Annotated in this window: 10 protein-coding genes; 6 read left to right on the top strand and 4 right to left on the bottom strand. The window is 53.9% G+C overall.

What is annotated here, in order from left to right; all coding sequences use genetic code 11:
• Nucleotides 1–29 precede the first annotated feature (29 nt).
• On the top strand, nt 30–1316 hold the full coding sequence (locus HU730_RS11735) for an OprD family porin (RefSeq protein ID WP_034125518.1): 1287 nt from the start codon (nt 30–32) through the stop codon (nt 1314–1316).
• Between the two features lie 81 nt (nt 1317–1397).
• On the opposite strand, the gene HU730_RS11730 is transcribed toward HU730_RS11735, so the two are convergent.
• Genes HU730_RS11730 through HU730_RS11720 form a run of 3 tightly spaced genes read right to left on the bottom strand, consistent with a single transcriptional unit; the run spans nt 1398 to nt 4735 of the window.
• Nucleotides 1398–2975 carry a M48 family metallopeptidase gene (locus HU730_RS11730; protein WP_186526731.1) on the bottom strand — a complete coding sequence of 526 codons (1578 nt, stop codon included), beginning with the start codon at nt 2973–2975 and terminating at the stop codon, nt 1398–1400.
• Nucleotides 2976–2988: 13 nt separating this feature from the next.
• Nucleotides 2989–3354: a hypothetical protein gene (locus tag HU730_RS11725; RefSeq protein WP_014716500.1), complete on the bottom strand. Its 366-nt coding sequence runs from the start codon at nt 3352–3354 to the stop codon at nt 2989–2991.
• Between the two features lie 16 nt (nt 3355–3370).
• Complete coding sequence (locus HU730_RS11720; protein ID WP_186526732.1) at nt 3371–4735, bottom strand: CHASE2 domain-containing protein; 1365 nt, start codon at nt 4733–4735, stop codon at nt 3371–3373.
• A 303-nt stretch (nt 4736–5038) separates the two neighbouring features.
• Between HU730_RS11720 and HU730_RS11715 the strand changes: the two genes are divergently transcribed.
• From HU730_RS11715 to HU730_RS11695, 5 genes are all read left to right on the top strand, one after another.
• Nucleotides 5039–5815: an AraC family transcriptional regulator gene (locus HU730_RS11715; RefSeq protein WP_072445772.1), complete on the top strand. Its 777-nt coding sequence runs from the start codon at nt 5039–5041 to the stop codon at nt 5813–5815.
• 104 nt (nt 5816–5919) lie between these two features.
• Nucleotides 5920–6858, top strand: a complete 939-nt coding sequence (locus HU730_RS11710; RefSeq protein WP_186526733.1) for an EamA family transporter — start codon at nt 5920–5922, stop codon at nt 6856–6858.
• 1 nt (nt 6859) lies between these two features.
• Complete coding sequence (locus tag HU730_RS11705) at nt 6860–8662, top strand: cobalamin-dependent protein (RefSeq protein WP_186526734.1); 1803 nt, start codon at nt 6860–6862, stop codon at nt 8660–8662.
• A gap of 1044 nt (nt 8663–9706) precedes the next feature.
• Entirely contained in the window at nt 9707–10645 is a 939-nt protein-coding gene (locus HU730_RS11700; RefSeq protein WP_032894056.1) for a retron St85 family effector protein, read from the top strand.
• Nucleotides 10642–11574: a retron St85 family RNA-directed DNA polymerase gene (locus HU730_RS11695; RefSeq protein ID WP_084570990.1), complete on the top strand. Its 933-nt coding sequence runs from the start codon at nt 10642–10644 to the stop codon at nt 11572–11574. Before HU730_RS11700 ends, HU730_RS11695 begins: the two co-directional genes overlap by 4 nt.
• A 39-nt stretch (nt 11575–11613) precedes the next feature.
• Here the strand turns inward: HU730_RS11695 and HU730_RS11690 are convergent, their stop codons facing one another.
• Complete coding sequence (locus tag HU730_RS11690) at nt 11614–13218, bottom strand: DUF6119 family protein (RefSeq protein ID WP_254914067.1); 1605 nt, start codon at nt 13216–13218, stop codon at nt 11614–11616.
• Nucleotides 13219–13306: the final 88 nt, after the last annotated feature.

Raw genomic sequence — 13306 nt, 5'->3', positions numbered from 1 at the left:
ACTCAACCCGTAATAAGGAATATAAGAAAATGTTGAAGCAACGGATGAGTCTGATCGCTCTGGGGATTTTGAGCGCATCGACAGCAATGGCAAACGACCAGGAGCAATCCAAGGGTTTCGTTGAAGACAGCCACCTGAACATCGCAGCACGTAACGCCTACATCAGCCGTGACTACAAAAACGGCAAGCAGGACAAAGCTGAATGGGGCCAAGGCTTCATCGGCAAGTTCGAGTCCGGCTTCACCCAAGGCACTGTCGGTGTGGGTGTGGATGTGATTGGCCAATACGCTATCCGCCTGGATGGTGGTAAAGGTCGCAGCGGCGCTGGCGGTATCGACTTCTTCAAGCAAGGTGACAGCGGAGAAGCCGCCAACGACCTGGCCAAAGGCGGCGCAGCCGTCAAGGCGCGTATCTCCAACACCGTGATCAAATACGGTCAGCAGATGCCGGCCGTGCCGGTCCTGCAATACGACAACTCGCGTCTGCTGTCGGAAACCTACGAGGGCACCTCGATCGTTTCCAAAGAAATTGCCGGCCTGCAACTGGATGCTGGTCACTTCACCAAGGAAGCTCGCAAGAGCGCCGAGGGCAGCGACAGCGGCCGTTTGAAGAGCATCAACTACATCGGTGGTAGCTACAAATTCACCGAAAGCCTGTCGGCTGCTTTGTACGCCTCCGACATGCAGGACGTGCTGAAGAAGCAATACGTCAACGTCAACTACGTGCTGGCCCTGCCAGAACAACAGTCGCTGACATTTGACTTCAATGGCTACAAAACCAAGCTGGACCGCAGCTTCGCCCTGGAAAACCAAGGTGATGCGGACGCTCGCGACAACAAGATCTGGAGCCTGGGCGCTACCTGGGCCGTTGGCGCGCACAGCTTCACCCTCGCTCACCAGCGCAGCACCGGTGACACCGGCTACCTGTACGGTGGCTACCGCAACGCTGGCGGCATTGGCGACGGCGGCAATACCATCCTGCTGGCCAACTCCTACTGGTCCGACTTCAACGGCAAGGACGAGCGCTCCTGGCAAGCAGGTTATGGCATCGACTTCGCCACCTTCGGCGTACCGGGCCTGACCTACAACATTGCCTACGTGCGCGGCACCAACATCGACGACGGCACTGGCCGTGGCGATGGCACCGAGCGTGAAATCTGGAACCAGTTCAAGTACGTGGTACAGAGCGGCCCAGCCAAAGACCTGAGCCTGCGTGCCCGTGCCTCGTGGTTGCGCGTTTCCAACAACGCCAGCAACTACAACGTAGGCGGTAACGAAATCCGTCTGTTCGCCGACTACCCGATCAACGTTTTCTAATTGATCGAATGTCGTGCCTGATGCCAGGCGATAAAAAACCCCGACTGGTTCGGGGTTTTTTATTGTCCGCTCGCGGGGGCGTCAGGCTTTGACCGGTGCGAGCTTTTTGCAGTTCTCTTTGCGCGTCGGGTACTGCTCGCATTTGCGCAGCACGCTTTGCACCTGCTGCGCATTCTGCAGTTGCTGGTTGGCCAACAGCTTCTCGGTAATAAACAGTTCCTCCGAGCCCAGGTTGCGTTCCGCCTTGTCGATCATCGCCAGGGCCGATTGCCCGTCACCGCGCTTGAGGTGGTAGCTGATCATCAAGTCATAGGTGGAAGGCCCTGCCAGGGACCAGTCCTTGATCGCCTGCAACTCTTTCACCGCTTCGCTGTTTTTGCCCTGGGCCAGGCGCACGGTATAGGCGGTGCGCCGAATGCTCGGCTGGTCTTTTACCGACGAGGCCAGAGCCTTGCGAATGAAAGCGTCAGCCTGCGGCACCTTGTTTTTCTCCAGGGCATCAATTGCGAAGTACGCGTCTTTATAGCCCTGCAAAGCCTTCGCCACCTGGGGCGTATTCTTCATTTTCGACCAGCTTTGCGGGTTGACCCGGGCGCGGCGTTCCTGGCGGTATTCGCGTTGCAAGTACTGGCGCAGCTCGGTGTCGCGGTCCATCGCCGACATATGTGAGCGGTTGAAGTATTGGCTGGTCGCGGTGATGCCGGTGGTCAAGCCATCCTTGACCAGCACGTCCAGCTCTTTGGTGAACTGGTTGAGATTGAACTGCTGCAGCGAATCCTGCATGGCATTCTTGCGCGCCGTGAGGAACCCCGTGAGCAAGGGCTTCTGCTTGCCCTGGAAGTCGTTGAGGCGCTCCAGACTATGGGTGGCGGCTCGCGGCGCGTAACCGGCACGGATCATCAAGTCGGTGCCCAGCAAGTCGGCCTGGTCTTCCTGGCTGCGGCCCCAGGCGGTGCTCCATACCTGATCGGAAAAGGTATTGGCCAGGGCGGTATACAGCACGGTGTTGCCGATGGTCTTCTGGGTGCCGGCTGGGTCTTTACTGAACAGTTTCATCGTACCGGAGCTGCGGTCCACGCCCGTATCGGCAGCCATGGTGGCCAAGGCGACCGTGGAGGCGACGGTGGTGAACATGTCTTTCTGTTGCTGGAAAGCGGCCATGCGGTCATGGTGATGCAGCAATACGTGGCTCATTTCATGGCCCAGCATCGCGGCGATTTCGTCTTCGCTGGCGACGTTGTCCAGCATGCCCAGCGGCACGAACAGGTTGCCGTAGGGGTCTGCCGACGGCCCGAAGCCATAGCTGTCGGTGATCTTCACCTGCAGCGGCGGCAACTCCCCCGGCCAGCCCTTGGACAAGCGCGTGACGATGCCCTGCAAGTAGCCTTGCAGCATCGGGATATCCACCAGGTTCTGCTGGCGCGCTTCAGCGGCCGGTACCGCACGCCCGTCGTAGCTCAAACGCTGCTGGCTCTGGCGCTGTGGGTCGAGCTTGTAATACTGGCGTACGTCGCTGTTATCCACGTAATGGCCCTGAACCCGGGACTGGGTCGAGGGCCCCACCAGGTTCATAAACGCCTGGTCTGCGCCTTTCAAGGTGGCGCAACCACTGAGCACCGAACTGGCCAACAGGCTGGCTGCTACTAGATATCCCTTCACCGCAACGCTCCTTTTATTGATTGCAGCCGGCACCAAAACCGATGGTGGAGTTGTTGCGGCTGTCCTTGGCCTGGCTTTTGGTCAGGCCCTGGCAGGGCAGGTCGACGACGTTCAGCGGGGGCTCGATGCGCAAATCCATGGTGTCCAGCCACACCTTCTGGCCTGCCAGTTCTACCTGCACCAGGTCCAGTGCCTGGTTGTACTGCAACACCGGCAGGGGCTGGGTGGGCGCGTCCTTTTTCGCCAGCTCACGTTGTTGCTTGCCCTGCTCGTCCAGCACTGTCACCGGGTCGGCGAGGAACGCCTTGATACTGTGGGTTTCTGCCCAGGCGCCCTGGGTGAAGAGGGCGGCGAGCAAGACGATGAGGCTTCTGTTCATCCTTGGTTTCCTTGAGTCAGATAGCAGAGCGGTGCACTCGGCGATCGCGGTCGAAGAAGGCTTCGATCCGCTCGCTGAACAGCACCAACGACAGCAACACAATGCCCAGCACGTTGACCGGGGTGATGTCATTGAGGCTCAGCAACACACTAACCCCCGCCAACATCGACATCACCAACAGCCACGACGGGCACGGCGAGGTAAAAAACCAGATTTCCTGGCGCCGCCACCGGCTCCAGGTGCGATGGCCCGCCAGGCGACGTGCGTGCAGCGCCTTGAGCACTGCGATCAACGCCAGCAGCCCGAGCTCCAGCAGGTCCAGCCAATTGAACGGCAGGTGGGGGAAATTGGCCGGTTCATGGTCGTAGTCCATGCCCGCATTGATCAGGTTGTCCAGCGCCATGGCGTGCAGGTAAACGCCAGGGAGTTGGCCGTGTACCGGCGACTCCACCAAGTCCCCGGTGGAAGCGATATTGGCGCCCACCAACACCAGGCGGTCGCGCAGTAAGTCGGCGACCAGTGCCTGGTCATCGGGGTCGCTGACCTCCAGGTCACTGGCCGACAACGTCAGCGTATAAGGGCAGCGCGCCTGGGCCGAGTCGTCGAGCTTCCAGAACACCGCCTGAAATAACTGCGCCACCCCATCCAGCAAAAAATGCCGTGCCGGCGCGCAGTGGCGGATATCGGCAATACGTGCCTGTTCGGGCGCCAGCTTCAGCCCCCACTGCACCGCGATGGGCTGGCGCTGCGCAGCGGCTTGCACATCCACCGGCGGCTGCTTGCAGTGCTGCGTGGCACAGAACACTCGATACAGCGACAGGGCGGGAGTTTCCATCAGCCCTGCCTGTGTGCGCATCGCCAGTGGATACTTGTCATCCACCCCTTCCCATACAACCAGCGCCGGCTGGCTCACCTGCATGAACGGCGCCAGCGTATTCGCCTGGCCCGCCTCTGCGCGAGTCAACCCAGTATTGGCCAGCCACAACGGGATGCCTTGGCGTTGATAACGCTCAAACACATTCGCCAGCAACTGGCTGCCCCGCGTCGGGTCGCCAAACGAGTGGTCGTGGCTATAAAGCAAATCCACAAACACCGCCTGGGGCTTGTACGCCAGCAAGCGCTTGAACAACTTGCTCTGCTCGCCATAGGGCATGGGCCACGAACTGTTATTGCGCATCAGGTAGGCATCATCGATCAACACCACCGCCACCCGCTGCTGCCCAAGGCTCGGGTAGTGACTGGCGAACATACGATTGAGCCACTGCGCCGACGCCTTGTCGCTGGAACTGGCCAGGCCGAAAGGATCAAGAATCGCCAGCAACACGATGATGACCGCCAGCCAATAGCGGCGGTATTTGAACAGCGGGGGTTTGGACAACATCCATGTCTCGATAAAAACGCAAGCAAGGCGGGGTTTTTAACGGAGTGGGGAGGGGGTGTCAATTGGAAAAGTGGCTATGTGCCATATCGCTATGGGCGCATGGGTCGTCATTCGTAAAAAGCCCTGGCCTATCCAGGCCAGGGCTTTGCGCTGTGGGCGCCGGGCTTGCCCGCGATGAAATCAGCCCGCGTCCCGCACGAGTTTTTGCCGATGACTCGTCGCATCTCCCCTGAGCGCTCGCGGGAGTGGCACCGGGTTCTCTGACTCAGGCATGATGTGAACCTGAGCCAACGGAGAGGCGCTATGGGCAGTCACGATAACCCAGCGGTTTCACTGGCCCTTCGTTCGTATTCGGGCCAAGTCGAATTGCACGATCACGACTTTCATCAGCTCGTGCTGCCGCAGTCCGGCTCCATGGACATCGAAGTCGACGGTCGGGCCGGCAAGGTCGACTGGAGTCAGGGCGTGGTAATTCCTGCCGGTGCTCGCCATGCGTTTCTGGCGCAAAAGGCCAATACCTTTCTGGTACTCGACGTGCCGGCCACGACGTTCGGCGGGCCCAAGAATCTCGACCTGTCGACCAGACTCCAGGCCGACAAACGCTTTTTCCCAGTAGGCCCGGAAATCCGCCATTTACTTGAATACGCCAGCCGCAGCGCGCCCTTGCTGACCAGTTCACCTCAGGTGGCGGAGTCCTGGAGTACTTTGCTGCTGTCTTCGCTGACGCTGCCGCCCGGAATCATCCCTGAGCATGGTCAGTTCACCCTGGCACGGGCACTCGCTTACATCGAAAGCCATCTGGACAGCCGGCTTAGCGCCACCGAGATTGCACGGGTGGCAGGCACCAGCGAGCGGCAACTCTACGTGCTGTTCGCTCGGCATTTGAATAGCACGCCTTTTGCGCATATCGCCACCTTGCGTCTCAACCGTGCCATCGACTTGCTGTGCGAAACCGCGCTGTCGATCACCGAGATCGCCCACCGCGTCGGTTATGCCGATCAAAGTGCACTCACCCACGCCCTGAAAAAGAACCGCGACCTGACCCCGGCCACGGTGCGACGAAGTTCGCGGGTAAGGTGAATCCGGCAGGCCTGAACAAATCTTCAGCAGTGCTCATCAATACCCGCCCGGCCGGACCTTTCTATGATTGCCCCACCGACAAGGATAAATCAGACGGGGCGTAGATGACCGAAGTGACGCGCATTGCCAAAACACAGGTGTCTGTCAGAGCCGCAGCCTCGGCCACCGCCATCGGCGTGATCGCGGTGTTCCTGTGGTCATGCCTGGCGTTGCTGACCAGCCTCACCGAAGGCATTCCACCCTTCCAACTGCTGACCCTGAGTTTTGCCGTCGCGTTTGTAGCGAGCCTGTGCATCCTTGGCCGCAACGGCATGGCGGGGTTTCGCAGCTGGCGTCAGCCCTGGTCGGTATGGGCGGTCGGTTTTCTAGGGATATTCGCCTACCACGCGCTGTATTTTTTCGCCCTCAAGGCTGCCCCGGTTGCCGAGGCGAGCCTGATTGCCTACCTGTGGCCACTGTTGATTGTGCTGCTCTCGGCCTTCAGCGCGAGGGAACGGCTGCGCAAACGCCAGTTACTCGGCGCGCTGCTGGGGTTGGCCGGTACGGCGTTTATCATGCAACAGCGCGCCTCGGATGAAGCCGCCGCCATGCCGGTAGCCGGCTACCTGGCCGCCTTCGCCTGCGCGCTGGTCTGGTCGTCCTATTCGGTGATCAACCGCCGTTTCAGTGACGTGCCAAGCAGCATCATTGGTGGCATCTGTGGCCTCGTCGCAGTGGCCGGCCTGGTCTGCCATCTGGCGTTTGAAACCGCGGTCATTCCAAGCGCCGGGCAATGGGCGGCCATCGTCGGCCTTGGCCTGGGGCCGGTGGGCCTGGCGTTTTTCGCCTGGGACCACGCCACCAAGCACGGCAGCCTGGCGATGCTCGGCGCTCTCTCCTATCTGGCCCCCCTGATCTCGACCCTGCTGCTGGTGGCCATAGGGCAAAGCCATGCCAGCCCGATCCTGATTATTCCCACACTGCTGATTATCGTCGGCGCCGTTATCGCCACCTCGAAAACAGGCCAGCCCAACGCCGACATCACTGTTGTAAAGGAGCTTTGAGATGGACCTGATTGCCTCTGAAGGCGCCACAAGAATTGAACGCGACCTGCCACGATTCAGCGTGGCGCCCACTCGTCCTGCGCTCCAGCATCTGGGACTACCGTCATTGAAGTCCAGCCGCAGCGGCATTCGCCGCCGCGCAAATGGCGAAGCGCCACGTGTGTTGCTGTTCGTGCCGCCTTACACGCGGCTGATTGAGCCGGTACCGCTGGGCAGCGCATTTGCCGACATCGGCATCGACACGTTCGAAGTAATGAAACGCGCCGGCACGCCCATTGGCCTGTTGCGCATCGCCACGGTGGCCAAGCGCGCCGGCTACGACGTGCAGATCGTCGACGCGCCATTCGCCGGCTGGTCCCAGGAAAACACTCTGGTGAACGTCGATCAGGGCCATTTGGTCCGCTATGGCCTCACCGATGTGCAAATGCGCAAGATCATCGAAGATGCACAACCGGACATCGTCGGCATCCAGTGCAACTACACCGTGCAATGGGGCAACGCCCGGGCGCTGGCCGACCTGGTGAAATCCATCGATCCAAATTTGCTGCTGGTGACGGGCGGTGCCCATTCCAGCGGTGACTGGCAGAATGCCTTGCTGGACTCGCCTTTCGATTTCACCCTGATCAACGAAGCGGATCGCGCCTTCACGCTGCTGCTCGACGCGGTCACCCATGAAGGCGGCAATGTCGACGCGGTGCCGGGCATTGCCTATCGCAGCTACAGTGGCCAACTAGTTCGACCGACGCGCAAATCCAGCTACTTGAGCATTGTCCCGGCCCGGCAGGATCTGGATGAGCGGCTGGGCGTCATGCCGTTGCCGGATTTCAGTTTCCTGAACATGAACAACTACTTGCAGCCCTATCATTCCTCCGGTGCGCGGGTGCGCAAGACCGGCGCCTGGGCGCAGATCTTTTCCACCATAGGCTGCAACGTCAATTGCAACTTCTGCTATATCCCCAAAATCAACGGCCCCTGGCGGGCATTGGGGCTGGACTGGTTCGACCTGCATCTGGCGGATTTGGTCAAACAAGGCGTGACCGAGGTGTTGATCGAAGACGATCACTTGATGCATGACCCGCTGTACGCTATGGAGGTCGGCAAGCTGTTGAAGAAACACCATTTGCCGTGGGTCGAGGAAGGTGGGCTGAGCCTGTTCAATCTGGTGCTGCTGCACAAGGGCGAGCGATTTCTGGCGGAACTTGATGAGCAGGAACTCAAAAGCCCGCACTACCGCAACGTCATCGCTGCCATTCGCGGCGGTCTCACGGCGAAGACGTTTATCCGTTCAATCGCCGACAACGGTTGCTACAACATTTACCTTGCGGTGGAGAGCGCCAACGAAGAGAGCCTGGTGAACTCCAACAAGTCGCGTTTCAACGCGATTCAGCAGGCAACCTTTGAGATCATCCAGATGTTTACCGAGTGCGGAATTCAGGTGACGGGCGGCTTCATGCTCGGCTTCGTCAACCCGCCGGCCTCGGCTGCCGAACAGCCGTTCATCGAAAGCCTGGGGCAAATCGGTAATACCATTGATTATGCCGTCAGCCTTATGGGCGCAGGCATGGCCTACGCCAACCCGTTTATCGTGACCCCGATTCCGGGCACCGAGATGTGGGCATACCAACAGCAGTATGTGGTCCGTCACTACGACAATGGCTGGTCTCACGAAAAAGCCACCATGGCCACCGAGCAATGGAGTGCCGAGGACATCGAAAAAGCCCGTATGGAATTGCTGGTACGCGCCAATGGTGCTGATCGGGTGCGGGAAATGGTGCGGCGCGGAACGTGGCCAGTGGATGTCTGATTTTTTACACAGCCCTACTCGTTCAATGACTTCGAGCGAGTAGCCAAACAACCTCACACGTCAATTGAGCCACTTACACCATCAGCCTGCTTCTGACCGGTTTTTGACCTTCATCTATAGGTTGAATTTTCCTAAGCGAAGAGTGAGCAAATGCGCGGTCAGTAGCCAGTAATAGCGCGTCGATTCAGCGTATTGGTTCACGTGACGGTTTAGAAACCATGCGGGATGCTTTCGCTGCCAGGTCCATGGATTATCTTTGTGCAAGCGATTAGAAATCTCCGCTTGAATGGTCTTGGCTTGGCGTAGGTGACGTTCGCGAATGCATGCTAGCCGGTGAGAAGATCCGCCAGGAACAGCTCCATGTCGAATGTTTTGCTCGTGCTCGATCATCGTTATAAGCCGATACCACGTCGAGACGACCATGCCCCAGTTCGTCGCTGATTTGTGTGCAGGCCTGCTGATGAAGGATGGGGCGGGCAGGGCGGACGATTGCCCGGGAAAATCGAGGTGATTTTCGGCTGGTATCCATAAGATTTTGGCGGAATCCGACGGAACGCCAAAACGAAAAAACCCGCCAGAAGGCGGGTTTTTCGGGGGTTCCAGAGATTTTGAAAGCTTTCTATGGAACCTTGTATGGTGCGGCACCAGGAGTCGAATCTCATTACTATTATATTAAAAATCAATGGCTTAAGGGGATAGCTTTTGAGGCGCTACCTCTATTTATACCCTGATCGTGGATCAAATAATGGAGGGTGTTCGTTATTGATATGAACGACTATTCGTGATCTGAAAGAGGAATGAGCTAAAAATCCTTAAATTTCGCATATGGCATATTGACAGCCTCAATGCCGTTTGGGATATTCGATCCGTTCTTTACGCGTACAAGCTCGGTCTTGGTACCGATGCTTAGTCGGGCGATTAGCCAGACTCTAGAAAATTGCTTGGATTTATTCCGCAGAGAATATCTGCGGCCCTCCAATCGCGGGCTCATTACGGTCCACAGATATTCTCTGCGGCTGTTTCTTGGTAAAGAACCTCTTCTAAATGACAGATCCTCGACTTGCTGCTCTATCATCGATAAAAATAGAGTCATCAAGAGTCGAGTACTGTAAGTCTCATATCGTTCTTCTGTGTGGTGGCCGGTCCCCTGAAAAGGGGCATCCGGACGATCCCACCCCTTCGGTACAGTCGCTACGTCATGCGCTTGAGACAGACCTAAATAATAGAATTGAGTTCTTCAAGCCTGAGGATGTAACTAATTGGCAAGTTGACGCCATCTTTAGAAATCTGATTGATCTCGAGGTGGAGTTGGCTGCAATGTGCTCTCTGGTGGTTATCATACTAGAGAGTCCCGGAGCAATAGCTGAGCTTGGTGCGTTTTCTCAGTTGAAGGAGTTCAACGACAAAATTGTTGCTGTTTGCTCGGAAGGTCACTTTCAGAATGACTCATTCATAAAATTAGGAATTTTTCGACATATCTCAAACGATAAGCGAACTGCAGTAAAAAGTTATCCATTTGAAGTCGGATTTCCACTTACTATAACTGCTGAGATCATAGAGGATGTCGTAGTTGATGTTCAACATGAATTGGATGAACTGCCGAAATCGCAGCTTCTTAAAGTATCCAACAGCTCCCATATTTTTGTCCTCTTGTATGAGCTTATAAAGCTATTTGTTGCCGTTAAAGAGAGCGAGCTATTGGATTATCTTTCCAAGCTAGGAGTTGAAGCTGGCAGGGATCAACTAAGGGGTAAGCTTTTTCTGCTTCAGCGATTCAGGCTCATTAGTCTTGAGGTCTATAGTGATTCCCAGTTTTACGTCGCAAGAAACTCTGAGTTCCACAGGGTTAATTTTTCTGCGAACTCTTCTGTACCGATAGATAAGCTACGTATTTCTACAGAGTGTAAAGAGTTCTATAATACTTCGGGAAAAGATAATCACCGGCTTAGAGTTATTCGTCGGCTTTTTGGGGGTGGGAAGTGATCGCCCATAAAACGCTTGAGAAAATGTTGGCTGATTTGTCATTGTCAAGCGAACAGTTAGTGCGTGTGGTTTCGAGAGCTCCTTATTCTTATAAAACGTATAGTATTCCAAAAAAGAATGGCGGGGTACGGATAATCTCTCAACCTGCCAGGGAAACAAAGTATGTTCAACATTGGTTGATCCATAACGTTTTTCATCTGTTGCCAATTCATGAGGCGGCATCGGCATATGTAAAAGGTGCAAGCATTAAAAAGAATGCCGAGGCGCACAGAACAAACGAGTACATGGTTAAGCTGGATTTTAAAGACTTCTTCCCGTCTATTAAAATTGATGACCTGATAGCGCACTTTCAGAAAAGCTTGCCTTTTCTTGATTTGCTAGAAACTAGATATATTGCAAGACTGTCATGTATTAATAGAGGGAATGGCGGTGCTCTGAGTATCGGTTCTCCAGCTTCACCAATATTATCGAATTCCATCATGTATGAGTTTGATAGTCTAGTAGCAGAGTGGGCATCTCAAAACAGATTTGTTTATACTCGCTATGCTGACGATTTGACATTTTCCACGGCGTTACCTTACGCTACTGAAACAGTCGTGCCTATAATAAAAAATCTGTTGTCTAGTTTGAAATACCCACGCTTAAGCTTGAATGTTGATAAGACGATACATTTGTCTAAGCGAGGAAGCCGCAGGATTACCGGATTAGTAATCACAAACGATGATAAAGTTTCTCTAGGTCGTGATAGAAAACGAGAAATTAGCGCTCTTGTCCATAAATATGGTCTGGGACTGCTTGAACAAAAAGACGTGTTTAGGCTTCAGGGATTGCTCGGTTTCGCTGCTGATGTAGAACCGTTGTTTTTATCGCGTTTAGGTAAAAAATATGGGATGAAAACTATATTGAATCTTCTGAGAAAGCGCCAGTGAGACTCGCGGGCATTATTGGTCAATCTCCGTGAAAGCGATTCATGGTCTTTCTATTTTGGCGGCGGCTGATATTTTTACGGAGTAACCTCGCTGAGAGAGACTATCATATGCCCTAACAAGGTTCACTTTACTGAAGAAGGGCAGATTGCTTTTCACGTTTGCGACAACGTCGCCCAATATTAGAAAAATCACTTCATATTCTGCGCTTCGAAAGTTGTCGAGTGGAATGATTTCGCGTGCAGCGTTACTGAAAGTACCCAATACCTTTCTGGCTGACTTTCTAAATTCTCGGTCTCCGAGCAATATCTCTGCGGCGACGCTCCCTTGTGCGAAAAGATGGCTTAGTCCAGCAGATCCCCCTTTGCGATGTTTGACGTGTATGAATTGCTTCTCAGTTGAAAGAAGATCGCACAGTTCAACTGAACTAGTTGATTTGTTGCTTTTGATCAGCCTCTTGTCTAATAGGTGATATCCGTGCATCTGAGAGGCCCTAATATTGTAATCACCTTCAGCCTCTATTTTTGCCTTCTCACCTTCTTGCCACACGTAGACCGCTGGAAATTGAAGGTCAGAAATACCTATATTCGCTAAGCTAGAATTGATTCTCCCTATGAATGAGTTGTCAATTTCATACCAGGTTCCTCCAAATATTATGTTGGTTTTGTTCGCGTTTATTATTTCATAATAAATGCATTTGTATATTGAGTGATCAAATTCGTTTTCATGTATATCGAAAACATACAAATGATCTCTTTTGACTGACTCGATAGATATCTTTGCGTTGTCAATCGTAGATAGATATTTTTCCGACGATACAGTCGGTGATCGATCACTTTTCGCTCGGGTAAAACTGAAGCCGGTTATCGAGTCCCATTTTTCTATTTCTGGTAGTGTTATAACTATACTCGGATCACGGTCTTTAATTGCTTCAAGCAGAACCCGGTCTAACTGGTCTATATGTGATTTTTCCTTGATTCTTCTGACGTTGTCTACCCATAGGAAGTCTGTTTTATAGTCATCTTTTAGGTAATGGGTTTTTAAATTTTCAGTTATGGTTGGTAAATCGCTGATCTCCATTTCAATACCAAATGAAAACATTGCGTCACCGCCAGAGATATTTTTGAAGTCTATACCTGGTTTAGGTGTTCCAGTCACAGCTCTCAATATATCTCTAGATATATCAATGCCAAACACACTTATTTCTGAGTCGCGTGCGGCCTGTGATCTTTTTTGAACCGGTTGGTCTTCTAATGTGTGAATATCTACGCTTCTTAAGCTTTCGTGATTAAGAGTATTTAAGGCGGTTTTTAGCCCGAAGTCTTGAGCGAAGTTTGCAAGATTTACTAAGTGTCGGCCATAACCAAAGGTTATTGCGAATATGTCGGTATTTGTTTTTATGAATAATACCGCAGAGCTTGATTTGTTTCCGATCTGTATTACGTTGGTTCCGGTAATTGTGTCAACCAATTCGCTCCAACTCGGCCTTTTTTCAACTGTGCGCTTTACATATAAAACCCCTTCTAAGCCAAAATTTGTATCGAGTTCATATGGGACTACGTCCTTATCCAAAACTAGCAGATCCGAGAAACTGTTGATAACAGTATCTGGTTTCATCATGAACACATTTAAGTGACGATATTTCATTCCTGGCATCCTCCCTTCCCTAGGTGATATCTCTTACATGGCATAACGCTACTCCACCTCTCTAGAAATTGCTATAGTTGAAAGAGCT

The sequence above is a fragment of the Pseudomonas sp. SWRI22 genome (assembly GCF_014268395.2).
Taxonomy (GTDB): Bacteria; Pseudomonadota; Gammaproteobacteria; order Pseudomonadales; family Pseudomonadaceae; genus Aquipseudomonas; species Aquipseudomonas paracarnis.
This window is presented reverse-complemented; position numbering and strand designations above follow the sequence as displayed.

Coding starts and splice junctions, on each gene's coding strand:
- HU730_RS11735 (WP_034125518.1), top strand. CDS start 30: ATGTTGAAGCAACGGATGAGTCTGATCGCTCTGGGGATTTTGAGCGCA.
- HU730_RS11725 (WP_014716500.1), bottom strand. CDS start 3,354: ATGAACAGAAGCCTCATCGTCTTGCTCGCCGCCCTCTTCACCCAGGGC.
- HU730_RS11720 (WP_186526732.1), bottom strand. CDS start 4,735: ATGTTGTCCAAACCCCCGCTGTTCAAATACCGCCGCTATTGGCTGGCG.
- HU730_RS11715 (WP_072445772.1), top strand. CDS start 5,039: ATGGGCAGTCACGATAACCCAGCGGTTTCACTGGCCCTTCGTTCGTAT.
- HU730_RS11710 (WP_186526733.1), top strand. CDS start 5,920: ATGACCGAAGTGACGCGCATTGCCAAAACACAGGTGTCTGTCAGAGCC.
- HU730_RS11705 (WP_186526734.1), top strand. CDS start 6,860: ATGGACCTGATTGCCTCTGAAGGCGCCACAAGAATTGAACGCGACCTG.
- HU730_RS11700 (WP_032894056.1), top strand. CDS start 9,707: ATGACAGATCCTCGACTTGCTGCTCTATCATCGATAAAAATAGAGTCA.
- HU730_RS11690 (WP_254914067.1), bottom strand. CDS start 13,218: ATGAAATATCGTCACTTAAATGTGTTCATGATGAAACCAGATACTGTT.